This is a genomic window from Ruegeria sp. AA3 (assembly GCF_056542905.1).
In genome coordinates this window covers 383,282-406,248 of record NZ_JBQGAQ010000001.1, presented here as the reverse complement: position 1 = coordinate 406,248, position 22,967 = coordinate 383,282, and the positions used below count along the sequence as shown (strand labels likewise).

The following is a 22,967-nucleotide window of genomic DNA, read 5'->3' as shown; positions in this document are numbered from 1 at the left end:
AAACCCTGACGCAAATGTGGAAAAAGGAAAAGTAGAACCGCGCGTCAGTCTTCCAAGATTTGGCGCAAGCGTTCCTGTTCTTCATCGGTCAGCGCATCAGAATGCGCCGCTTGTTGATGCCGCGAACGCTTCCGCAAAAAGCTCCAGCCCATGCCCGCCGCGATCAGCAACATGATCGGGCCTGCCAACCAAAGCATCAGATTGGCTCCGGTCGTGGTTGGTTTCAGAAGAACGTATTCGCCATAGCGATCAACGATAAATTCGACTGCCTCTTGGTCCGTATCGCCCGCAACAAGACGTTCTCGCAGCAGAATGCGCAAATCACGCGCAAGCTCGGCATTACTTTCATCAATGCTTTCGTTCCGACAGACCAGACAGCGCAAGCCCGTGCTGATATCCCTCGCCCGCGCTTCAAGCGCCGGGTCATCCAGAACCTCGTCCGGCTGAACAGCCAAAACCGGTGACGCGATCAGCAGCACTATCAAAAGTAAACGTTTCATTCGGCCGGCACCCTACCTGCAGGCGTCTTACGCGCGCCAGCCGCGACCCGGAAACGGCGGTCCGAAAGGCTGAGCGCACCACCCAGAGCCATCAAGATACATCCGCCCCAAATCCAGTTGGCGAGAGGTTTGATGTAGGTTCGCATTACCCAGCCCCCATCCGCCTGTTGATCACCGATCACAACATAAAGATCACGCAGGAACCGATAGTCGATTGCGGCTTCTGTCGTCGGCATGCGGGCCACGGGGTAGTCACGCTTTTCGGGGTTAAGCGTCGTAACAAAACGCCCATCCTGTTCCACCATCACATCCGCCATCGTCGAGAAATAGTTCGGTCCCTGAACCCGGCGCACATCCTGCAATGTCAACGTGAACTGCCCAACCTCGTATGGCTGACCGGGTTGGGCGACTCGAATATCTTCGACTTCCCACGCTGTCAGCCCCGCGATGGCAAACATTGTGACACCCAAGCCGGTATGGGCGACGGCTTTACCCCAATCGGCTCCCGGAAGACGGATAAGACGCGCAAGGCTGCCTTTGCGGCCTGTTCGGCTCCAAAGATCGACAAGAGCGCCGAACGTAATCCAAGCGCCAAGGAATAGACCAACAGGCCCTAAAGCGCTGCGCCCTGTCTGCATCACCCAGACCAGTATCGCCAACGCTACTGCAAGAATGAATGCATAGCGCAGAGACCAGGCCGCGCGACCCAATCTGCCCCGCTTCCAAGGCAGCATAGCGCCAACAGGCAGCACGATCCCTAGGGCAATCATGAATGGTGTGAAGGCCGCATTAAAGAATGGCGCTCCGACCGAGAGTTTCCGGTCAAATGCCATCTCAGCCACCATGGGCCACAGCGTACCAAAGAACACGACGAAACAACTGACTGCCAGCAGGATATTGTTCAGAATCAGCGCGCTTTCCCGGCTGACCATCCCGAACACGCCCTTCGCTTCCATCGCCTGCGCACGGGCTGCAAACAGAGTCAGTGCGCCGCCGATGAAAATCACCAGAATGAACAGGATGAACACACCCCTTTCGGGGTCGTTGGCAAACGCATGGACCGAGGTCAAAAGCCCCGAGCGCACGATAAACGTCCCGATCAGCGAGAACCCGAAGGCGATGATCGCCAGCAAAATAGTCCAGCTTTTTAGCGCCTCGCGCTTTTCGACAACGATGGCCGAATGCAGCAGCGCTGCGGCCAGCAGCCATGGCATAAAGCTGGCATTTTCGACCGGATCCCAGAACCAGAAACCACCCCAACCCAGTTCGTAGTAGGCCCACCAAGACCCCAGTGCGATACCAATGGTCAGGAAAATCCACGCTGCAAGCGTCCAAGGTCGCACCCAACGGCCCCATGCCGCATCCACGCGGCCTTCGATCAGGGCCGCGACAGCAAAGCTGAAGGCCATGCTCAGGCCGACATAACCCAAATAAAGAAACGGTGGGTGAAACGCCAGGCCCGGGTCCTGCAACAGTGGGTTCAGGTCCCGACCGTCGAAAGGTGGAATTGGCAAGCGATCAAACGGGTTAGATGTGAACAGAATGAACGCAAAAAACGCAACAGCGATGGCTGACTGCACCGACAGAACTCTTGCTTTGAGCGTCGGGGGCAATCCGCCGCCAAAGATCACGGCCATTGCCCCGAAAATTGTGACGATAAGGACCCATAGCAGCATCGAGCCCTCGTGGTTTCCCCAAGTCCCACTGATCTTGTACAGCATCGGCTTGGCGGAATGGCTGTTCTCAACCACAATCCGCAACGAAAAGTCGGACGCCACGAAAGCCCAAACCAGTGCTCCAAACGAAAACGCGGTCAGCAAAAACTGAGCGATGGCCGCAGGTTCTGCAAAAACCATCCATCCGTTCCATCGTTTGGCAGCCCCTATCTGAGGCACCACAGTCTGAACAATGGCGACCAGGAAGGCTAGGATCAGTGCGAAATGGCCAAGCTCTGTAATCATGACGCGCTTATACTGCGGCAGGTCGGCATGTGCCATTAACATTCGTCAAGTATCGCCGCACATAGTGTCGCGCCTCATGCTGCGCGCAGCCGTCGCCAATCTTCTAGTGCAGGGTTGAAATCGGCCTGTATTACTACTTCGGTCAAGGCCGCGTCCGACCGGGTATCCGCGATGCCGGGGCTGTCCTCGCGAAGTTCACGGATTGTCGCAAGGTTGGCCAATACGTCTGGCGCTTGCAGCACCGTTTGATTGATCTCTCGCTGAAAATCCTGCGCTTTTATCTGATGCCTCGCGCCAAAGTAGAATGACACGATCACACCCAACAGCCACCACAGCGGTTCCGGCACTAGTGCAATGCCCTGCATGCGCGCCGCGAACCAGAGCGGGTCGATCATTGCGGCAAGGAACAGGCACAAGGTGCCCAACGCCAAAGCAGGGCGCGGCAGTCGATTTAGCCCGTCCATGATTCGATCAAACCCCCCTTTTCGGGGCACTTGGAACTCGGCCCCGAACTGTGCCACCGCCGCACTGCGTAACGTTGTGCTCCGCTGCGCCGCGCTTTCAGCATTTTCTCGAAATATCTCGGTAGTTTCACGAACCACATTGCGGCCTCCACCGAACAACAGCGCAAAAAGGCCAGAGATCAAACCCATCCTGAAATCCTCCTCTGAAAGTCTGCATTCGTCAGGTGATATTGAGGAGACAAAAACTCTTCAGCGCGCTTGATCCAACCGCCTTTGCCCCCGGCCCGAGTTCGGGCATATTTACGTAGTGAAACCCTCCGATCTGCTAACCGGAAATAATAGTTACGCCGTGCGACGCCATAGGCATCTGTTAGGGCCTGAGGTTTTGGTTTGGCAGCAGCATTTGTTGCACGCGCGGTTTGGGCCCCGATCACGCCATCAACTGTGACCTCAAACCCCATTTGGCACAGCAGGTTTTGCAATATTCTGACTGCCTGCGAACCCGCATTGACGTACATGTCAAACACCGAGGCCTGTACAGCCAGGGGTAACAACCCAAGGCGAGGCCTTTCAAAATAGTGGTCGACAAAGATGTCTATGGCCTGCGCCCTGGTCAGAACTTTTACATCCCGATGTGTCACAGCACCGTCGCGATCCAGATCAAGACCCAAACGCTGCATGGTGTGGATCGTCACACCAAATTTTGTTGCCCCACCGGGATCGTCGGGATCGTCGACAAAGCCACCTTCCCGCGCCACGATTTCATCTGCGATCTGTCGAACCGTCCTCATGCCCGCCCCCTTTGCTGTGGTCAGGCTAACGGTCCGGCAAATAAGTTAATCCGACGATAGAACAAAGGGCGCTGCGTGTTTCTTGCACGCAACGCCCTCAAGATTTCAATGCTTTGGAACTGATCAGCTGTCGCCGGCTTCTTTGTAAACACCTTGCTCTTTCAATGCGTCCACAACCTCTTTCGGCATATAGGTTTCATCGTGTTTTGCAAGGATTTCAGTGGCTTCGAAGACACCGTTCACATAGCTACCTGTACCGACCATACCTTGATTTTCTGAAAACAGATCAGGTAGGACACCCGTGAAAGCGACTTTGACGCTTTCACCGCCATCGGTGACGACGAAATACACAGTTTCACCCTGCCCACGTATGATCGAGCCCTCTTCGACAAGCCCACCGATGCGGAACACTTCGGACGGCTTAGGCGGCTCGGCGATCACTTGACTGGGTGAACGGAAGAAGTTGATGCCATCTTTCATGGCCACTCCAATCAACGCCGTCGATAAGGCAAGGGCCACCGCGGCTAGCACAATGATCTGTATTCGACGACGTTTCTTGAGCGTTTTCATACCGTCCTCACGGGAACAGAGGGGCCATCATCAGCCCTTGGGTTTCATCCTCACCTAACATCAGGTTGGCGTTCTGCAAGGCTTGCCCGCTGCTACCTTTTGTCAAGTTATCCAAAGCTGCCACAACGATTGCGCGGCGTTCGATCCGATCACCAACGACACCGATATGGCAAAAGTTCGACCCCCGTACATGGTGGGTTGAAGGTGTTTCTCCGAAGGGCAGCACCTGGACGAACGGCTCATCCTCATAGGCCGATTGCAAAGTCTCATAGACGCTCTGCGGATCGCCCTTCAAGTAAGAGGTCGCCAGAATGCCCCGATTGGCCGGGATCAGATGTGGAGTGAATTGAATATGAACGGTCCGACCGGCAAGCTCAGAAAACTCCTGATCGAACTCACCCAGATGCCGATGTGTCCCACCTACTGCATAGGCATTTGCTCCTTCGCTGAGCTCTGCGTGCAGAAGGTTTTCTTTCAGTGCCCTACCTGCGCCTGAAACTGCGCATTTCAAGTCTAGAATGATGTCATCCAGATCAATCACGCCCGCTGATATCAATGGCCGCAGCACATATTGCCCGGTCGCAGCGTTACAACCTGTGCCAGAGACGAGCCGCGCAGAACTGATATCGTCACGATAGAATTCAGTTAGGCCATAAACGGCTTCTTCCTGATGTCCCAACGCGGCGTGCGGGTTGCCGTACCATTTCTGATATTCGTCTCCGTCCCGAAGCCGGAAATCAGCCGAAAGGTCAACGATTTTCAATGTGTTGGGTAGATCACGGATGACTTCCTGGCTGGTCTTATGCGGCAGGGCACAAAAGCACAGGTCGATCTGGGAAAAGTCGATCTCGGAAATCTTGCAAAGCACTGGTAAATCCATATGCCGCAGATGCGGGAACACTTGCGCCATTGTCTGCCCGGCCTTGCGCTCGGCGGCCAAAGCCTTGATCTCCATATTCGGGTGCCCGGCGATCAGCCGTACCAGTTCCGCACCGGTATAGCCGGAAGCACCTAGAATTGCGATTTTATGGGTCATGTCAGACCTCTTTCATTCATGTGTCACATGGGGTGACCGCCGATGCGACGGTCAACGAATTACAAAATCAGAAAAGCGCCGTCCTTGACCAAAATCAGGCGGCTTCAAAGGTGATTTGTCGTCGGAGGAATTGCGTTGCGCGATCCGACACGGTGTTGGGCTTGCCGGTGGTCAAAAACCCACCTGCACCTTCGCCAAGCATGTTTGGGTGACGTTTCAAATAGTCTGCAAGGCTTTCAGCCACCAAGTCTCCTTGGCTATAGACCTTCACATCAGGGCCTAATGCATTCTGAAACGTTTCCGCCATCAAGGGGTAATGGGTGCAACCCAGAATAGCCGCTTGCGGTTCCGGCATCTTGCGTTTCAGCGCATCCACATGGCTGCGCACCAAGGCTTCGGCCAAGATCATATCGCCATCCTCAATGGCGTCGACCACACCGCCACAGGCCTGCGCCTCAACATCAACGCCAATCGCCCGGAATGCCAATTCCCGCTGGAACGCCCTGCTAGACACAGTCGCGGGCGTCGCAAACAGCGCGACATGTTGCACTTCGACCTCGCGCGGAGGTGAATTGTCACCCCATTGCCGCTCGGTCAGCGCTTCGATCAAAGGAACGAACACGCCCAGTACCCGCTTACCATCGGGCACGCCCGCCTCCTGCATCCGGCGCAAAGCGGCAGCACTGGCTGTGTTGCAGGCCAGAATCACCAGATTGCAGCCGCGATCCCAAAGATCATGAACGGCAGTGCGGGTCAGGTTGTAGATGTCTTCGGCATCGCGAACGCCGTAAGGCGCATGCGCGCTGTCCGCAAAATACAGGAAATCCACGTCCGGCAGATGTTTCTGCGCGGCGTTCAGGACGGTTAGACCGCCCAACCCGGAATCAAAGATACCTACTGCCATTTGCCCCTTTAGGCGCGATGCCGTTCCTCAAATTCATAGCCGTAGTCATAAGACTTTAATGGCTCTGGAGACAGCTCATACGTCGCTTTGCGCAGGAAATCCATCATCTTGCGCGTATCCTTGCCTAATGGATCCAGAATGTCGCGCCCGATGGGGTCTCCAACAACCACGCGCACTGGAGTATCAACACGTTTCTTGAACTCTTTGATTAGAAGACCCATGCGCAATGTGTTGTGCAGATGGCTAGCAATCTGGAACAATCGCGAGGTGTGTCCTTCAAAAAACACCGGCACAACAGTCGCATCAGACTTGGCCACCATCCGAGCGGTAAATCCGCGCCACCCCGGGTCCATCGGATGCGCAAATGGCTTCGCAGCCGTGCTGACGGTGCCACCCGGGAATATCCCGATTGCGCCACCGTCGCCCAAATAGCTCAGAGCAGTCTTGCGGGTCTCAAGGTTCAACCGCATCGCCTCTTTGGTAGCATCAAAAGAGATTGGCAGGACGATCCGATCCAAATCTTCAGCTTTGCGGAAGACATGGTTGGCAAGAATACGAAAATCTCCGCGCGTCTGAGACAGGATATGACCCATCATCAGCCCGTCCAGAATGCCGTATGGATGGTTCGCAATCAAAATCAGCGGGCCATCTTTAGGAATATTCGATAACGCGCCACCGACCACATCCAATGTCAGCCCATAGCGTTCCACCATCACCGACCAGAAATCACGTCCCTGTGCGACTTCCTGATCGTAGCCATCTGCGCGACGGATAAGACGCAAGCGGCCCGTCGTGTTTTCCATCAACTTGATCACCATACGCCCACCCCGCGTTTCTGCGGAATGAGCGTAGGATATGTCACGAGCGACGTGATGATGCGGCGGCATTGGCTACTCCGGTTTGCTACCGACTAAATATGACGAGGTAACCAATTTGCCTAGATTTTATGACAGGATTGTAAAGCCTCACTCTGCCGCAGCTTGCATTTGAGGCCCGCCATCGCGGATAACAGCCAGCAATTCTTCGCGCCGTTTCGCGGCCTTGGTCTCATTCGCGACCAGAACCGGACCAAATCCACGAATCTCCAAAGGCAGAGCGGCAAGCGCCGTAATTGCATCGCTAGTCTCGGGTGTCAGCTTGGGCAGAACCTCTTTCAAATCCTTTTCATACTGACGGATCAAAGCACGCTCCATTTTGCGCTCCGCCGTGTAACCGAACAAATCCAGAGGAGTGCCACGCAGAACTTTCAGTTTTGCAAGCACTTTAAGAGGGCCAAGAAACCACTCGCCAAAGGCTTTCTTGGCCGGACGTCCATTATCGCCCTTTGTGCCCAAAGTTGGCGGTGCAAGATGGAAGGTCATTTTGAAGTCGCCGTCAAACTCGGCCTCTGCCTTCTGGCGACTGTCGAGCAGCAACCGTGCGACCTCATATTCATCCTTATAGGACAATAGCTTATGGTAGCCTTTGGCGATCGCTTCACGGACCTTCTGATCATCGACGCTTTCGACCAGATTACGATAGCGTTTGGCCAATCGCTTGCTCTGATAGTCGATCAGATGTGCCGCGCGGAAATCGATCACCTGATCCAACGATTTAGGTAATTCGGCCACGTTCGGGCTTAGGATTTTGTTGACCTCTTCGGGATGGGTCACAGCCCAGCGGCCAACTTCGAAGGCACGTTTGTTGCGTTCGACCGCCGCACCGTTCAGTTCAATCGCTTCCATGATCGCCTGATGGCTGATCGGTAGCAGGCCACGCTGCCAGGTGGCGCCAAATACCATCATGTTGGAATAGATCGAATCCCCCATCACCGCGCGGGCCAGATCGGTTGCATCGAATAGTGCTACCCTATCCCGTAGCCGTGCTTGCAGGGCAAGCTGCAGCTGATCGCTGGGAATGGTAAACTCGGTATCTCGAGTGAAATCACCGGTAATGATCTCATGGCTGTTCACGACTGCCCCGGTACGACCAGTCTGCGTTAGACCCAGCGTTTTTGCCCCTGCCGAGACCACCAGATCACCGCCGATCAGCGCGTGCGCTTCACCAGTGGCGACACGGATCGCGCTGATGTCTTCCGGCTGGTCTGCAAGCCGGCAGTGGATATGAACGGCACCGCCCTTTTGTGCGAGGCCTGCCATCTCCATCATGCCTGCCCCTTTACCGTCGATCTGTGCAGCCTGTGCCAGTACCGCACCTATCGTGACGACGCCTGTGCCGCCAACACCCGTGATTACGACATTATGGGTTCCATCGATGTGCGGCAGCTCAGGTTCCGGCAGGTCAGGTAAATCAAGCTCAGTGGTGGCTTCTTTGCGGATTTTCACGCCTTCTACCGTCACGAAGGAAGGGCAGAACCCATTCAAGCATGAGAAGTCCTTGTTGCAGCTGGATTGATCAATAGCACGTTTGCGCCCGAGCTCGGTTTCTTTCGGGACAATTGAGACACAGTTCGACTGGACACCGCAGTCTCCGCAACCTTCACAGATATCGGTATTGATGAACACGCGCTTGTCCGGGTCCGGGAACGTGCCCCGCTTGCGCCGCCTGCGCTTTTCGGCAGCGCAGGTCTGGACATAAACAATGACTGATACGCCCTCGATTTCGCGGAACTTTTCCTGAACCTTCATCAGTTTGGTACGCTCAAAGGTCTCGACGCCCGAGGGTAGCGCCCCGAAGTTCACATCTTCTTTTTCGTCATATACGACGGCAACGTTGCTGACACCCATCGCGCTGACCTCGGCAACGATACGCTCAGCACTCAGACCACCTTCGTTCTCTTGCCCACCAGTCATTGCGACGGCATCGTTGTATAGAATTTTGAAGGTTATATTGGTGCCAGCCGCCAGCGCGGCGCGGATCGCTTGCACGCCCGAGTGATTATAGGTTCCGTCGCCAAGATTCTGAAAAACGTGCTTGGTGGTCGAGAACGGAGCCTCGCCAATCCAGTTCGCCCCTTCACCGCCCATCTGGGTGAATCCGGTGGTCTCGCGATCCATCCATTGCACCATGTAGTGACAGCCAATCCCGGCATAGGCACGGCTGCCTTCCGGCAACTTGGTCGAGCTATTATGCGGGCATCCTGAACAAAAATAGGGCAATCTTGCTGCGATTTCCTGAGCATTATCAGCGCGGCGCGCCTCGTCCAGTTTTGCAAGACCTGCGCGAACGCCATCGGTATCATGGCCTTCCTCAACCAGAATCTGCCCAAGTTTTTCAGCAATCATGATTGGATCAAGCGCCCCTCTGGTCGGGAACAGCTCTTCGCGGTGCAACGTCCCTGCCCCGCCTTTGTACCAGCCGTAAACGCGACGACCACGCCGATCGTCGAAGATCGCCTCCTTGACCTGAACCTCAATCAGCTTGCGCTTTTCCTCGACGATCACAATCAGGTCGAGACCTTCCGCCCAATCGTGGAAACCCCTCATATCCAGAGGGAACGTCTGTCCGATCTTGTAAGTAGTAATACCAAGTCGCTCTGCCTCGTCCGCATCAATGTTCAGCAGTGACATTGAGTGCATCAGATCAAGCCAGTTCTTGCCCGCAGCAACAAACCCGATCTTGGCACCGGGTTTTCCCCAGACCCGTTTGTCCAGTTTGTTCGCATGCGAGAACGTCTCAGCCGCAAAACGTTTATAGTCAATGACCCGCGCTTCCTGTAGATGCGGCGTGTCTCCCAGCCGAATGTTCAGCCCTCCTTCGGGCATATCGAACTGTGGGATAGTTATCTGCATCCGATCGGGGCTACCATCCACGACCGAAGTGACCTCGATCGTGTCCTTCATCGTTTTCAACCCGACCCAAACCCCGGCAAATCGGCTTAGCGCAAATCCGTAGACGCCGTAATCCAGAATTTCCTGAACTCCGGCCGGACTGACGACTGGCATATACATATCGACCAAAGACCATTCAGACTGATGCAGAACGGTCGAGCTTTCGCCCGTATGATCGTCGCCCATGGCCATCAAGACGCCGCCTTGTTGCGCGGTACCGGCCATGTTTGCATGACGCATCACATCTCCGGACCGGTCGACCCCAGGGCCTTTGCCATACCAAAGGCCAAATACACCATCGAACTTACCGTCGCCACGTAACCCGGCTTGCTGACTGCCCCACAATGCGGTGGCGGCAAGATCTTCATTCAGACCGTATTGAAACGTCACATCGCTTTCGGCCAATTGCTTTTCAGCGCGCGACATCTGCAAATCGACAGCCCCTAGCGGTGATCCTCGATATCCCGTAACCAGACCCGCAGTATTAAACCCCGTCGCGCGGTCACGTTCTTTCTGCATTAACATCAGACGCACCAACGCCTGCGTTCCGTTCAAAAGAACCGGGCTTTTGGATAGATCAAACCGATCATTTAACGTGATCTTCGGCTGACTCATCTGACGTCTCCCCTCGTCGGATTAGTGTGCTGTATCTTTAGGTATTTTAGGTCACAAATGCTGACCTGTATAGTAATTTTCTCCTTTGCCGTAACGATTTCCCGGTTTGAATGTGGAATTTGTTACGTGTTTCATATAGGGCTGCCGAAAGATAACGAAAGTTGCGGCGATGGATTGGGACAAACTCAGAATATTTCACGCGGTTGCGGATGCAGGCAGCCTCACGCATGCAGGGGACAAGCTCAATTTGTCTCAATCTGCTGTGAGCCGTCAAATTCGCGCTCTCGAAGAATCACTGGATGCGACCTTATTCCACCGCCATGCCCGTGGCCTGATTCTAACTGAACAAGGCGAATTGCTGTTCGACGCGACTTCGGCAATGTCCAAACGTCTGGACACTGCGGCCGCAAGAATTCGGGACAGCGAGGACGAGGTGTTCGGTGTTTTGCGTGTTACCACCACATTTGGTTTCGGCACGCTCTGGCTCGCACCTCGACTGCCCAAGCTTTACGAAAGATATCCCGATCTCAATATTGATCTGATGTTGGAAGAACGCGTTCTCGACCTGCCGATGCGCGAAGCAGACGTCGCCATCCGCATGAAAGAGCCCAGTCAGGCGGATTTGGTGCGCAAGCGCCTGATGACAGTGCAAATGATGCTCTATGCCACCAAAGCCTATCTGGACAGCCACGGCGGCAAACCTGAGTCTCTCGAAGAAATCACCAAGCACAGATTGATCTGCCAGACACCATCCGCGCCTCAGGTCGGGGCCGGCGCTTCGATGGTAAAGCACCTAATGACCTATAATCCTGGATCGCTATTAACTGTGAACAACTATTTTGGCGTTCTGCAAGGTGTACTCCACGATCTTGGAATTGGTGTCCTACCCGACTACGTGACCGAGGACTTTCCCGATCTGGTTCCGATCCTTTCGGACATTGAAACTGCTGATGTACCGGTTTACCTCGCTTATCCCGAAGAGCTTCGCCATTCCAAGCGGATCGCTGCCTTTCGGGATTTCGTGCAGGACGAAATCATAGCCCACCGCAAACATCTGAGGCAGATGGGGAAACTCTAGCCATGCACTCAGGACATAGCGGGCATGACGATCTTATCTCCTATTAAACCTTGATCGTTAACAAACTGATCCCTAAATGAGCAATTGAAGGCGATGATGCTGTAACGCTCATCATCTTCATACCTCCCTGTTGGACTACGGCCGAGCTTAGTGCTCGGCCTTTTTTTTGGCCTTACGTTCGGCAATTCTCAGGAAAGCACTGGGAAAATTGAATACACGAGCCTATGATCCCGAAAAAACACTTAAAATCGTGTTCGAGGGCTAATTCATGTTCCATTCATTGCGCCTATTGTTGGCGATGATTTCAGTCTTGTTTCTGGCGGTGCCGCTGCACGCACAAGACACAAGCACAACTTCTACGGTTACGATCCCCCAGGATCTAACGCCTGAGCAAGTCGATGATCTGGTTGCGCGTATGTCTGATGACCAGGTGCGGGCGATCTTGCTTGAACGCCTTGACGCGGTTGCGGAAAAACATGCCGCAGAGAAGGAAGGTCACGAAGATCCGCTGACTGAACTGAACGAGATCTGGGCGGAAATGGTTACCTCCTGGACGCAAGTACTAACGACAGTTCCCAATATCGTCAGTGCGCAAATAAAAGCGTTCAGCAATTTTGCGGATAAATTCAACGAAACCGGGGTCCTTACCTTGATCGGGCTAGTGCTATCGGTCCTACTGGTCGGATATGTAGCAGAAAAGCTGTTCAGCATATTAACCCGTCGCTGGTCAAAGGCATCCGAAGTCGGAGATGAAGCTGACCTTAGGGGAGCCGTGCAGTACCTATTCCGCCGGTTTTGCCGCGAAATTGCCGGTCTCATCGTGTTCTACGTGGTTATCCGGGCGCTTGGTCGCGCATTACTGACCCCCGAACAAATCACGTTTGCCGCACCATTCGTATTCTTCTTGATTTGGGTCCCGCGTCTTGGGGCAGCTGTGTCGCGATTTGTACTCGCGCCGCAAAAACCTCAATACCGCTTGGTGAATATTGATGACCACTGGGCTAAATACCTGCACAGAAATCTGATTGGCCTTCTGATCCTGATCGGTTTCACGCTATTTGTTGTCCGCTTCAATGGACTCAACGGAATTACTCCAAGCGAGACGCGCATCGGCTTTTGGCTGAATGCGGCAATCCACATCTATATCGGTGTAATCGCCTGGACTGCTCGTGAAGGACTGTCGCAGATGATGCTGGGCACAGACCCGGATCGCACCAAGTTTGATGAGGAAGTCGCGCATTATTACCCCTACTTCGCCATTGGCGTGTCGGTGGTGATCTGGTTGCTCGTTGAATTCCTCGTGGCACAGCGTAATCCGGCAATCTTGCGCGTGCTTGGAACCGGGGCGCATTTCACCACTATGTTCTGGCTGCTGATCGCACCAGCGCTCGATACTTTGATACGTGGATTGGTCCGCCATCTGCAGCCGCCGCTATCAGGTGAAGGACCTTTGGCGGAACGCGCCTATCGCTCGGCCAAGCGCAGTTATATCCGGATTGGGCGGGTTATTGCGGGACTGTTCGTGGTCCTGATGATTTCGCGTGCCTGGCAACTTGACCTTCGCCATGTCGCATCAGCTGGCATCGGAGCAGAAGTCGGTGGCGCGGTCATCCAGTTCCTGCTGATAATCGCAGTCGGCTACATCTTGAACGAGATTGTCTCGCTCTGGATCAATCGTCGTCTGGCGAAAGAACAAACTGCTGCGGAAGAGCTGGATGAAGAAGCCGGCGGCGAAGGCGGCGGTGCTGGTGGTTCGCGTCTGGCAACGGTTCTGCCTTTGCTGCGGATCACCGCACAGGTCACAATCTGCGTCATCTTCGGCCTGCTGGCGTTGAGTGCGCTCGGGATCAACATTACACCGCTACTTGCTGGTGCTGGTGTTTTGGGTCTGGCTATTGGATTTGGCGCGCAAAAACTGGTGGCCGATATCGTAGGCGGTATTTTCTTCTTGATCGATGACGCCTTCCGTGTCGGCGAATATGTCGATGTCGGCGGTACGATGGGAACGGTCGAAAAGATCTCGATCCGATCCATGCAATTGCGCCACCATCGCGGGCCCGTTCACACGATCCCATATGGCGAGATTCAAAAGCTGACCAATTTCAGCCGCGACTGGGTCATCATGAAGCTCAAGTTCACTGTGCCTTTCGATACCGATCCCAATAAGGTCAAAAAGATCTTCAAGAAGATCGGTGCCGAGATGATGCAGGACGAAACTCATAAAGATGGGTTCCTGCAGCCGTTCAAATCTCAGGGTGTGTTCGACTTTGATGATGTCGGTATGATCATCCGAGGCAAGTTCATGGCCAAGCCGGGCAAGCAGTTCACGCTGCGTAAGGAAATCTTCAATCGCGTGAAAGCAGAGTTCAACGCCAATGGCATCGACTTCGCCCGCCGAGAGGTGCGCGTTGCGATACCTGGCAGCGAGAATATGACTGGAGAACAAAAAGCAGCCGCCGGTGCAGCTGCAGCTGATGCCGTCAACAAAGGTCAGAACCCGGCCTAAATCGGTAGGCTTGGCGCTGGGATTTTACAGCGCCAATCTATAAGCCAACCTCCAGATGTGCGGAATCGGCGGCATTGTCGGTTCCGCATTTTCTTTTCTAAATGGCCCTGCGGTGACTTGACCCTTCCCACGGAAGCGCCCTTGCCCTAAAAGGCCCGCAATCTCGGCCACTATGGACATAGGACAGAAGATGCAAGAGCCCGCCATCACCCCGGATCTGATTGCTGCACACGGGCTCAAGCCCGAGGAATACGACATGATCCTCGAGATCATCGGGCGCGAGCCAACATTCACCGAACTGGGCATTTTCTCGGCTATGTGGAACGAGCATTGTTCATATAAGTCCTCGAAGAAATGGCTGCGCACGCTGCCCACATCCGGCCCACAAGTTATCTGCGGCCCTGGTGAGAACGCTGGCGTGGTTGATATTGGAGACGGTCAGGCCGTGGTGTTCAAAATGGAAAGCCACAACCACCCCTCCTACATTGAGCCCTATCAGGGTGCCGCGACCGGCGTTGGTGGTATTTTGCGGGATGTCTTCACCATGGGCGCACGCCCCATCGCCTCGATGAACGCGCTGTCATTTGGTGAGCCCGGCCACCACAAAACCCGTCAGCTTGTGAATGGTGTGGTTGAAGGCATCGGCGGCTACGGAAACTGCTTCGGTGTGCCTTGCGTTGGTGGCGAAGTTCGGTTCCATCCAGCCTATAACGGCAACTGCCTTGTTAACGCCTTTGCCGCAGGTCTGGCCGACAGTGACAAGATTTTTTATTCGGCGGCCTCGGGTGTCGGTATGCCGGTTGTTTATCTAGGCGCTAAAACCGGACGCGATGGTGTGGGCGGTGCGACCATGGCTTCGGCGGAATTCGACGACACCATCGAAGAAAAGCGTCCGACTGTTCAGGTCGGTGACCCCTTCACCGAGAAACGCTTGATGGAAGCCACGCTGGAACTGATGCAGACCGGCGCCGTGATCTCGATTCAGGATATGGGTGCGGCAGGGTTGACCTGTTCGGCCGTTGAGATGGGAGACAAGGGTGGCCTTGGCGTTCGCCTTGATCTGGAGAATGTCCCTCAACGCGAAGAGAACATGACCGCGTATGAAATGATGTTGTCTGAATCTCAGGAGCGGATGCTGATGGTCCTCAAACCTGAGCTTGAAGCCGAAGCCCGTGCGGTTTTCGAGAAATGGGATCTGGATTTCGCCATTGTTGGTGAAACGATCGCCGAAGACCGGTTCCTGATCATGCACAACGGCGAAGTCAAAGCAGACCTCGTCCTTTCCAAACTGTCTTCAACGGCACCCGAGTACGACCGCCCATGGGAACCAACGCCCAACGCGGAAGAGCTGACAGATGTGCCCCAGATCGACCCAGTTGATGGCCTTCGCGCCTTGCTCTCTTCGCCGAACTACGCAGGCAAGCAATGGGTGTACGAACAGTATGACACCATGGTCATGGCCGACAGCTCCCGCACGCCTGGTCTGGGCGCTGGAATGGTGCGTGTGCACGGAACTGACAAGGTGCTGGCGTTCACCAGCGACGTGACCCCGCGCTATGTCCGCGCAAACCCTGTTGAGGGCGGCAAACAGGCCGTAGCCGAAGCCTACCGCAACCTGACTGCCGTGGGCGCCAAGCCGCTGGCCACCACTGACAATCTGAATTTCGGCAATCCCGAAAAGCCTGAAATCATGGGCCAGTTTGTAGGGGCAATCCAAGGTATCGGAGCCGCAGTCGGAGCCTTGGACATGCCCATCGTTTCCGGCAACGTGTCGCTATATAACGAGACTGATGGGCAGGCGATCTTGCCAACTCCCACGATTGGGGCCGTAGGCCTGCTGCAAACTGCCGATGAAATCATCGGCAACGAGGTTCGTGAAGGCCATGTCGCTCTGGTTATCGGCGAAACCCAAGGCCATCTGGGCCAGTCGGCCCTGCTGGCCGAAGTCTTCAACCGAGAAGACGGGGACGCCCCACATGTCGATCTGGACGCTGAACAGCGCAACGGAGAGTTCATTCGCGCCAATCGTGAAATGATCAAAGCCTGCACCGATCTGGGTGACGGTGGCCTTGCACTAGCCGCTTTTGAACTAGCCGAGGCAGCTGGTGTCGGCGTTTGCCTCGACGACGCCTCGACCGAGTTCCTGTTCGGAGAAGATCAGGCGCGCTATCTGGTCGCCTGTAACTTTGATCAGGCCGAAGCATTGATGATCGCAGCTGGTCAGGCGGGTGTTCCCCTTCTGTCGGTCGGACGTTTCACTGGAGACAGTGTTAAAATCGGAAGCTCCGAAGTCTCGCTTGCCGAGCTGGCGGATACGTTCCGCAGCAGCTTTGCCCAAGCCGTCGCCTAATCAATCTTTGTTCTGGTGCGATCAAACAGATTTCTTGCGCGTGTCGGCGCGCAGGAATTGTTGTTGAACGGAACTGGCCCCATCTTGCGCCCCCCGTCTCATCGCTCTACATCTTGGGAAAGACCTTCAGGAGTGAACCTACATGCCGATGAGCGCCCACGAAATTGAAACTCTGCTACGCGAGAGCTTTCCAAATGCGGAAATCCAGGTTGGTGGCAGCGATGGCGTGCACATGTCCGCCATGGTCGTGGATGAGAGCTTTCGCGGCAAGAACCGCGTTCAGCAACAACGTGCTGTTTATGCCGCGTTGAAAGGCAAGATGGATGGCCCGGATGGAGAGTTGCACGCGCTGGCGCTGACCACGAAAGTACCGGAGTAAAATGGAGCACGCGATTGTAATCTCAATTACATTCACCGTCTTTGTTGTATTGATCGCGCTCATAGCTTGGAACCATTCAAAGACGGGACGTAATACAAGACGAGGATCGCCACCTGGACAGGGAGAACACCTCCTGCATTCCTCCTACAATTCACATGACGGTGCAATTAGCTCGGCGCAGACCCATATTCCGAAGAATCCTCAAGACTACGCCAATGCAATAATGCCGAAGAGCAAAGGAAACACCAAATGACCGACGTGAAAACCCAGATCGACGAAACCGTCAAAGCCAATGACGTGGTGCTGTATATGAAAGGTACCAAAGAGATGCCGCAGTGCGGGTTCTCGTCGCGCGTCGCTGGTGTATTGAACTACATGGGTGTCGAATATACCGACGTGAATGTTTTGGCGGACGACTCTGTCCGTCAGGGTATCAAGGATTATTCGGACTGGCCAACTGTGCCCCAGCTTTTCGTCAAAGGCGAGTTCGTCGGCGGCTGCGACATCATCACCGAGATGACCCTTTCGGGAGAGCTGGATACTTTGTTTGAAGAAAACAATGTCGGCTACGACAAAGATGCTGCCGACAAAATCCGTGAAGCAAACGCCTAATTTACCGGCTAGAGCAGTCCTTGAACAAGACACGTTCGGGGGCTGTGCTGCCTTGGGCCTGATGGCTGATCGTAGCTTCCCAGCCTTTGGATCGAAGGGTGTATGTCCCTGCCCCGTCTACAGATTCGTAGCGAATACCTGATCCGCTTTGAACCTGTTTCAGCGCAATTAACTGGTCCTCAATCAGCATCGCGGCAGCACCTGATCCATCTGCGGCGTTAAAATAGGACACTGGCACCTGCGTGTTGTTCTCGCAGTTAAATGTCACAGACAGTATGTCGATCTCGGCCAAACCTGCCGTAGCGTACAAAGACAATACCGCGGCCCCTGCGGCCGTTCGAACAAAGCCCATCAGGCGTTCCTTTCCTCGATCACCGCAGCCAGCGCTTCTGCACGCGCGGCCATCTCCGCCAATGTGTCTGTTACCGAGGGTGGCACCACTGCAACTTCAATTCGCTCGGGCTCGGGCAGAGGTTGACTACGCAGGCGATTCAATTCGGCTTCGGCTTCCACAAGCTTTGCTTCTGCCAGCTTCAGGCGATCTTCGTGCGCTGCAGCTTTGTCGGCCAACATTAGTCCGGCCATCAACAACATGCGCGATTCAGGCATGCGTCCGATCTGGTCCGACAATACCTGTGCTTCATCATCCAAAAGCTTGGCCGCGGCCTGCAGAAAGGGCTCTTCACCGTCCTGGCAAGAGACATCAAATCCTCGTCCACCGATATGAATGGTCACCTCGGGCATTATTCAACCTCTCCTTCAGCCAGATTGGCATGGGTCAACAACGGTTCGAGCCGGGCCAGAACCGCGTGTGCTTCGGCCGCGTCCGAGGCTCTTGCGGCACGCGTTGCCTCCAACTCTGCAGCAGTTGCGCGATTCAGCATGTCTGCATCGGTCACACCATCTTCTGCCGCGGCGCGCAACTCATCCACTGTTCCACGCAACTGTTCGTTTGCCTTGCGCAACCGTTGCAAATCGTCATCCAGTCGCGACATCGCCGCGCCATGGCTGGCACGCTCGGCACGCAGCATTTCAAGCTCGGCGTTCAATTCGGTCAGCCGCTCGCTATCGACCAATTCAGCGCGCAGACGGGACAGCTCTGCCTCCATCTCTTCGGCGCGATCTGCGATGGGGGTCAATTGCTCGACCTCGGCCCGCAACGAATCGGCTTCTTCTGCGGCATTTTCCATGGATCGCAGGGTTTCGATTTCGGCTTTCAGTGAATTTACTTCGTCGCTGTTATCCAGAGCGGCCTTGGCCTCGGCTAACTCTGCGCGCGCGGCCTCGACCGTTGCAAGCTTTGCGGTCGCCTCGGCCAATTGATCACGCAGTGCAGCAACTTCTTCTCCTGGTCCCGCCTGCTCCCGGAGGGCATCAATCTCAAGAGCGTGCCTTTCTATGAGCGATTTCAGCCGCTCTTCCAACTGCGCATTGGCCAAGCGCTCTTCTTCAAGTTCTGATCGTAATGCAGCACCATTATCGACCGCGGGCCCAGCGTCCTGCAGTGCCTCGACTCCGGTGCCGATCCGCTCCATCGCAGTAATGATACGGCGTTGTAATTCTTCGATCTGACTCATGCCCCTGTCACCTCTTTATCAAGGTTCGTTCTGCTATACGCCTGTCCGAATCAAAAGCGGCGGCTCTCTGCACTAGTCTAACGGAATGTAACAGAAAATACCCACTGTTTGGTTTCAATCACTTGCACACCGCTCTTGAAGCGCCAGATCGGCGCAGAACCCGGTTCTGCTTGCACTTTGTCAGACGGATGGTATTCAGCGCTAAATCTGCCCGTAACCCAAAGGAATAACGCCCGTGGACCTGACTGCGCTGCGCAATGCCAACCCCGAACACTGGGACAAGGCTGCGGCCATCCGCACCCTGACCCTCGACGCCGTCGCCGCCGCCAATTCCGGCCATTCCGGTATGCCAATGGGCATGGCCGATGTTGCGACTGTATTGTTCGAAAAGCACCTGAAATTTGACGCCTCTGCCCCGAATTGGCCGGATCGTGACCGGTTCATCCTGTCGGCGGGTCACGGTTCGATGCTGGTCTATTCGCTGCTTTACCTGACTGGTCATGGCGACGTTACGCTGGAAGAAATCAAAAACTTCCGCCAGTTGGGCGCCAAAACAGCCGGCCACCCCGAGAACTTCCTGATAGACGGTGTCGAAACCACCACTGGCCCTCTGGGTCAGGGCATCTCGAACGCTGTGGGCTTTGCCATGGCCGAGGAAATCCAGCGTGCGCATTACGGCAAGAAGATCGTTGATCACTACACTTATGTGATTGCGGGCGACGGCTGCCTGATGGAAGGCGTTAGCCAGGAGGCGATCACCCTGGCTGGCCGACACGAACTGAGCAAGCTGATCGTCTTCTGGGACAACAACAACATCACCATCGACGGCACCGTTGATATCGCCGACCGCACCGATCAGGTGCGCCGTTTTGCGGCTTCGGGCTGGCATGTGCTTGAGATTGACGGTCATGACCCCAAGGCCATCGACGATGCCATCGTGCGGGCGAAAAAGTCGAACAAGCCGACAATGATCGCCTGCGAGAGCCACATCGCACTTGGCCACGCGGCTCAGGACACTTCGAAAGGCCACGGCGCACTGACCGATCAGGATCAGTTGAAGGCGGCCAAAGACGGCTATGGCTGGCCGCATGACGCGTTTGTCATCCCCACAGAAGTCAAAGCTGCATGGGAAGCTATTGGTACACGTGGTGCTGCCGAGCGCACGGCATGGGAGGAGCGTTTCGCGCAAATCTCCGACCGTAAGCAGGCGGAATTCAACCGTGCCTATGCGTTTGAAGCGCCGAAGAAACTGGCTGGTGCCATCCGGTCATTCAAGAAACAGATGTCGGAAGAGCAGCCAAAGCTGGCCACCCGAGCGTCGTCCGAAAAGGTTCTGAACGTGGTGAACCCGATCATGCCAGAAACCATTGGTGGTTCGGCTGACCTGACTGGTTCAAACAATACCAAATCGGCGGATATGGGCGTTTTCCTGCCGGAAAACCGCAAAGGCCGCTACATCCACTATGGTATCCGTGAACACGGCATGGCCGCTGCGATGAACGGTATGGCTCTGCACGGGGGCATCCGCCCCTATGGCGGCACCTTCATGGCTTTCACTGACTATGCCCGCCCTTCCATGCGTCTGGCTGCCTTGATGAAGGTGCCTACGGTCTTTGTGATGACACATGACTCGATTGGTCTGGGCGAAGACGGCCCGACCCACCAGCCGGTGGAACATCTGGCGATTTCGCGCGCAACGCCAAACACCTATGTCTTCCGCCCCGCTGACACTGTTGAGACTGCCGAAGCTTGGGAACTGGCACTTACCTCCAAGGACAGCCCCTCGGTACTGTCGCTGACTCGTCAGGGCGTACCAACCGTACGGACCGAGCACAAAGGTAAAAACCTGACCTCACAAGGCGCATATGTGCTCGCTGACGCAGAAGCCAAACGTCAGGCAATCCTGATCGCTACCGGATCCGAGGTCTCGCTGGCCATGGAAGCCAAAGCGATGCTGGAGGCCGAGGGCATCGGCACCCGCGTCGTATCAATGCCCTGCATGGAGTTGTTTGCCGAACAGGATGAATCCTATCGCAAACGCGTCCTACCTGCCGGTGCTGTCCGCGTTGGCATCGAGGCCTCCGTACGCGCTGGCGGATGGGACCGCTGGTTGCTGGGTGAACGTGGCCGCGAAGCCAAAGCTGGGTTTATTGGCATGTCGAGCTTTGGTGCATCGGCCCCGGCAGGTGAGCTTTACAAACACTTTGGCATTACCGCAGAAGCGACCGTCGCGAAGGTAAAAGAACTGCTGGGGCTTTAAGCACTCGGCTCAACAGTTGTAGATACAAAGGGCGGCTTTCTAGGCCGCCCTTTCTTATTTTGGCTGGCCCAATTTCGCCCTTAACGCCTCATATGCCAATTTCGCAAAGTCCAATCGCAGTTCGTACCGTTCCGCTGGCACGATCCCTCCGGGTACGTTTTGCCCTGCCCAAGACAAAACTTGCCGCACATGCGTTCCATAAAGCGGAATGAAGTGCGCAGATTGACCCGTAAGCAGGTTGAACATTCGCCCGCCTGCCCACTTTGCACGTTCGGCAGCTTTGTACGCCGTATCGATCCGAAAATGCAGAACCCGATACAGTGCGTTCGGTTCAAACGGCATTTGTTCCGCACCAAGGTTCATGGCAGCCAATGCCGCTGCTTTACGTTTGGAAGCGAGCCCCCTCAACTTAAACCGGGTGCGGACTTGAACCGTTCTAAAGGCTGGTAAATGACTAAGATCCATCACCTCACGCCTTCGATTCAGTGAACTCCAGGCTTATTTGAAAACCTCCCGATCATCGGCGCAATCACTTTGGTCGCCAACGGTATCAGTACAAACCCCCAAGCCAAGCCAAACACCCCATCCATTGTCGCTTTTGCGATCCATTCGGCGGCTTTTTCCCATTGGGCAGGCACTGCATGTCCTACCGCATAAGCCCAGTCATGAATATGATGGCCCAGCCAGCCAAAGCCAAGAACCTCCATCCCGTGGATGATAATCGAGCCTCCGACCCAGAGCATCGCGGCAGTTCCAACGATTGAAAGTGTCTTCATCACGCCGGGCATGGCTTTGACCAAGCCCCGACCAAGACCTCGGCCTACGGGCGTCGGTGCGTTCTTAGCCAGATACAACCCGACATCATCCATCTTCACTATCAGCGCAACCGAACCGTAAACTGCCAGAGTCACACCCAACCCAACCACCGCAAGCGTCGCAGCCTGCATCCAGATGTTGGGCGCTTCGATAGCCGCCAATGCAATGGTCATGATCTCGGCGGAAAGAATGAAATCGGTCTTGATTGCCCCCTTGACCTTCTGCTCTTCCAAATGCCCTGGGTCGCGGTTTTTCATGTCTTCTTCGATGACGTGACTGCCATGCGGGAACAAGACATGAAAAATCTTCTCGGCGCCCTCAAAGCACAGATACGAGCCACCTATCATCAGCAAAGGCGTAATCAGCCATGGCGCAAAGTTCGCCAACAGCAGTGCCACGGGCAACAGCAAGACAATCTTGTTGAAAACCGATCCGCGAGCGATGCGCCAGATGATGGGTAATTCTCGTGCCGGCGCGAACCCCTGCACGTATTTCGGAGTTACCGCCGCGTCGTCGATTATTACACCGGCAGTCTTGGCCCCGGCCTTGCCAGCCGCCGCTACGACATCGTCCACTGATGACGCTGCAACCTTTGCAATGCCTGCCACATCATCCAACAGGGCCAACAGACCACTCATCGCGCATCCTCTTGTTTATCCGCTGTTGCCGACACTACCTGATCCAACCCTTAGCGCAAGCGTTAGCGCAACCGGCGCAGGTTTGCGCTAACACCTTAAAAATATGCCATTTTTGCCCTTTTGAGATTCGGTTTTCACGG

20 protein-coding genes are annotated in these 22,967 nt (G+C 55.2%); 6 read left to right on the top strand and 14 right to left on the bottom strand.

Going from position 1 to position 22,967, the window contains the following annotated elements; all coding sequences use genetic code 11:
- Window positions 1-44: 44 nt before the first annotated feature.
- From ACR0JR_RS01980 to ACR0JR_RS01940, 9 genes are all read right to left on the bottom strand, one after another.
- Window positions 45-500, bottom strand: coding sequence for a cytochrome c-type biogenesis protein (locus ACR0JR_RS01980; protein WP_010439901.1), 456 nt, complete (start codon window positions 498-500; stop codon window positions 45-47).
- Entirely contained in the window at window positions 497-2,461 is a 1,965-nt protein-coding gene (locus tag ACR0JR_RS01975) for a heme lyase CcmF/NrfE family subunit (RefSeq protein WP_480455175.1), read from the bottom strand. The genes ACR0JR_RS01980 and ACR0JR_RS01975 overlap by 4 nt, the downstream gene beginning before the upstream one ends.
- Before the next feature lie 74 nt (window positions 2,462-2,535).
- Window positions 2,536-3,114 (bottom strand): holin family protein, encoded by a 579-nt coding sequence (locus ACR0JR_RS01970; protein ID WP_480454830.1) that lies wholly within the window; start codon window positions 3,112-3,114, stop codon window positions 2,536-2,538.
- Complete coding sequence (locus ACR0JR_RS01965) at window positions 3,105-3,716, bottom strand: holin-associated N-acetylmuramidase (protein WP_480454829.1); 612 nt, start codon at window positions 3,714-3,716, stop codon at window positions 3,105-3,107. The genes ACR0JR_RS01970 and ACR0JR_RS01965 overlap by 10 nt, the downstream gene beginning before the upstream one ends.
- A 123-nt stretch (window positions 3,717-3,839) precedes the next feature.
- The gene (ccmE, locus tag ACR0JR_RS01960) at window positions 3,840-4,286 is read right to left on the bottom strand and encodes a cytochrome c maturation protein CcmE (protein WP_010439882.1); all 447 of its coding nucleotides are present in this window, start codon (window positions 4,284-4,286) and stop codon (window positions 3,840-3,842) included.
- A 7-nt stretch (window positions 4,287-4,293) separates the two neighbouring features.
- Complete coding sequence (argC, locus tag ACR0JR_RS01955) at window positions 4,294-5,322, bottom strand: N-acetyl-gamma-glutamyl-phosphate reductase (protein ID WP_480454828.1); 1,029 nt, start codon at window positions 5,320-5,322, stop codon at window positions 4,294-4,296.
- A 94-nt stretch (window positions 5,323-5,416) separates the two neighbouring features.
- Window positions 5,417-6,226: a glutamate racemase gene (locus ACR0JR_RS01950; protein WP_480454827.1), complete on the bottom strand. Its 810-nt coding sequence runs from the start codon at window positions 6,224-6,226 to the stop codon at window positions 5,417-5,419.
- 8 nt (window positions 6,227-6,234) lie between these two features.
- Window positions 6,235-7,113 carry a lysophospholipid acyltransferase family protein gene (locus ACR0JR_RS01945; protein WP_480454826.1) on the bottom strand — a complete coding sequence of 293 codons (879 nt, stop codon included), beginning with the start codon at window positions 7,111-7,113 and terminating at the stop codon, window positions 6,235-6,237.
- A 78-nt stretch (window positions 7,114-7,191) separates the two neighbouring features.
- The gene (locus ACR0JR_RS01940) at window positions 7,192-10,611 is read right to left on the bottom strand and encodes an indolepyruvate ferredoxin oxidoreductase family protein (protein ID WP_480454825.1); all 3,420 of its coding nucleotides are present in this window, start codon (window positions 10,609-10,611) and stop codon (window positions 7,192-7,194) included.
- A 169-nt stretch (window positions 10,612-10,780) separates the two neighbouring features.
- Between ACR0JR_RS01940 and ACR0JR_RS01935 the strand changes: the two genes are divergently transcribed.
- The 5 genes from ACR0JR_RS01935 to grxD all read left to right on the top strand — a co-directional run bounded on the left by ACR0JR_RS01935 (window position 10,781) and on the right by grxD (window position 17,536).
- Entirely contained in the window at window positions 10,781-11,689 is a 909-nt protein-coding gene (locus ACR0JR_RS01935) for a LysR family transcriptional regulator (protein ID WP_170469946.1), read from the top strand.
- 268 nt (window positions 11,690-11,957) lie between these two features.
- A complete protein-coding gene (locus tag ACR0JR_RS01930; protein ID WP_480454824.1) occupies window positions 11,958-14,195 on the top strand; it encodes a mechanosensitive ion channel family protein in 2,238 nt (745 codons plus the stop codon).
- A 190-nt stretch (window positions 14,196-14,385) separates the two neighbouring features.
- Window positions 14,386-16,545, top strand: a complete 2,160-nt coding sequence (gene purL / locus ACR0JR_RS01925) for a phosphoribosylformylglycinamidine synthase subunit PurL (RefSeq protein WP_480454822.1) — start codon at window positions 14,386-14,388, stop codon at window positions 16,543-16,545.
- A 142-nt stretch (window positions 16,546-16,687) separates the two neighbouring features.
- Window positions 16,688-16,924, top strand: a complete 237-nt coding sequence (locus tag ACR0JR_RS01920; RefSeq protein ID WP_039530494.1) for a BolA/IbaG family iron-sulfur metabolism protein — start codon at window positions 16,688-16,690, stop codon at window positions 16,922-16,924.
- A 249-nt stretch (window positions 16,925-17,173) separates the two neighbouring features.
- A complete protein-coding gene (gene grxD, locus ACR0JR_RS01915) occupies window positions 17,174-17,536 on the top strand; it encodes a Grx4 family monothiol glutaredoxin (RefSeq protein ID WP_170539459.1) in 363 nt (120 codons plus the stop codon).
- A gap of 1 nt (window position 17,537) precedes the next feature.
- On the opposite strand, the gene ACR0JR_RS01910 is transcribed toward grxD, so the two are convergent.
- The 3 genes from ACR0JR_RS01910 to ACR0JR_RS01900 are packed head-to-tail and all read right to left on the bottom strand — an operon-like array spanning window position 17,538 to window position 19,113.
- Entirely contained in the window at window positions 17,538-17,888 is a 351-nt protein-coding gene (locus ACR0JR_RS01910; protein WP_010439860.1) for an MliC family protein, read from the bottom strand.
- The gene (locus ACR0JR_RS01905; RefSeq protein ID WP_170469928.1) at window positions 17,888-18,280 is read right to left on the bottom strand and encodes a cell division protein ZapA; all 393 of its coding nucleotides are present in this window, start codon (window positions 18,278-18,280) and stop codon (window positions 17,888-17,890) included. The genes ACR0JR_RS01910 and ACR0JR_RS01905 overlap by 1 nt, the downstream gene beginning before the upstream one ends.
- Window positions 18,280-19,113 (bottom strand): hypothetical protein, encoded by an 834-nt coding sequence (locus tag ACR0JR_RS01900; protein ID WP_480454821.1) that lies wholly within the window; start codon window positions 19,111-19,113, stop codon window positions 18,280-18,282. Before ACR0JR_RS01900 ends, ACR0JR_RS01905 begins: the two co-directional genes overlap by 1 nt.
- 235 nt (window positions 19,114-19,348) lie before the next feature.
- On the opposite strand from ACR0JR_RS01900, the gene tkt reads away from it, so the two are divergent.
- Window positions 19,349-21,373: a transketolase gene (gene tkt / locus ACR0JR_RS01895; RefSeq protein WP_480454820.1), complete on the top strand. Its 2,025-nt coding sequence runs from the start codon at window positions 19,349-19,351 to the stop codon at window positions 21,371-21,373.
- A gap of 54 nt (window positions 21,374-21,427) precedes the next feature.
- On the opposite strand, the gene ACR0JR_RS01890 is transcribed toward tkt, so the two are convergent.
- Window positions 21,428-21,736 (bottom strand): hypothetical protein, encoded by a 309-nt coding sequence (locus tag ACR0JR_RS01890; protein WP_480454819.1) that lies wholly within the window; start codon window positions 21,734-21,736, stop codon window positions 21,428-21,430.
- Window positions 21,737-21,855: 119 nt separating this feature from the next.
- A complete protein-coding gene (locus ACR0JR_RS01885; RefSeq protein ID WP_170770707.1) occupies window positions 21,856-22,827 on the bottom strand; it encodes a DUF808 domain-containing protein in 972 nt (323 codons plus the stop codon).
- Window positions 22,828-22,967: the final 140 nt, after the last annotated feature.

Coding starts and splice junctions, on each gene's coding strand:
- ACR0JR_RS01905 (WP_170469928.1), bottom strand. CDS start 18,280: ATGCCCGAGGTGACCATTCATATCGGTGGACGAGGATTTGATGTCTCT.
- ACR0JR_RS01970 (WP_480454830.1), bottom strand. CDS start 3,114: ATGGGTTTGATCTCTGGCCTTTTTGCGCTGTTGTTCGGTGGAGGCCGC.
- ACR0JR_RS01945 (WP_480454826.1), bottom strand. CDS start 7,113: ATGCCGCCGCATCATCACGTCGCTCGTGACATATCCTACGCTCATTCC.
- ACR0JR_RS01910 (WP_010439860.1), bottom strand. CDS start 17,888: ATGGGCTTTGTTCGAACGGCCGCAGGGGCCGCGGTATTGTCTTTGTAC.
- grxD (WP_170539459.1), top strand. CDS start 17,174: ATGACCGACGTGAAAACCCAGATCGACGAAACCGTCAAAGCCAATGAC.
- ACR0JR_RS01940 (WP_480454825.1), bottom strand. CDS start 10,611: ATGAGTCAGCCGAAGATCACGTTAAATGATCGGTTTGATCTATCCAAA.
- ACR0JR_RS01885 (WP_170770707.1), bottom strand. CDS start 22,827: ATGAGTGGTCTGTTGGCCCTGTTGGATGATGTGGCAGGCATTGCAAAG.
- ACR0JR_RS01900 (WP_480454821.1), bottom strand. CDS start 19,113: ATGAGTCAGATCGAAGAATTACAACGCCGTATCATTACTGCGATGGAG.
- ACR0JR_RS01890 (WP_480454819.1), bottom strand. CDS start 21,736: ATGAACCTTGGTGCGGAACAAATGCCGTTTGAACCGAACGCACTGTAT.
- argC (WP_480454828.1), bottom strand. CDS start 5,322: ATGACCCATAAAATCGCAATTCTAGGTGCTTCCGGCTATACCGGTGCG.
- ACR0JR_RS01935 (WP_170469946.1), top strand. CDS start 10,781: ATGGATTGGGACAAACTCAGAATATTTCACGCGGTTGCGGATGCAGGC.
- ACR0JR_RS01965 (WP_480454829.1), bottom strand. CDS start 3,716: ATGAGGACGGTTCGACAGATCGCAGATGAAATCGTGGCGCGGGAAGGT.
- ACR0JR_RS01950 (WP_480454827.1), bottom strand. CDS start 6,226: ATGGCAGTAGGTATCTTTGATTCCGGGTTGGGCGGTCTAACCGTCCTG.
- ACR0JR_RS01975 (WP_480455175.1), bottom strand. CDS start 2,461: ATGATTACAGAGCTTGGCCATTTCGCACTGATCCTAGCCTTCCTGGTC.
- ACR0JR_RS01980 (WP_010439901.1), bottom strand. CDS start 500: ATGAAACGTTTACTTTTGATAGTGCTGCTGATCGCGTCACCGGTTTTG.
- ccmE (WP_010439882.1), bottom strand. CDS start 4,286: ATGAAAACGCTCAAGAAACGTCGTCGAATACAGATCATTGTGCTAGCC.
- ACR0JR_RS01920 (WP_039530494.1), top strand. CDS start 16,688: ATGCCGATGAGCGCCCACGAAATTGAAACTCTGCTACGCGAGAGCTTT.
- purL (WP_480454822.1), top strand. CDS start 14,386: ATGCAAGAGCCCGCCATCACCCCGGATCTGATTGCTGCACACGGGCTC.
- ACR0JR_RS01930 (WP_480454824.1), top strand. CDS start 11,958: ATGTTCCATTCATTGCGCCTATTGTTGGCGATGATTTCAGTCTTGTTT.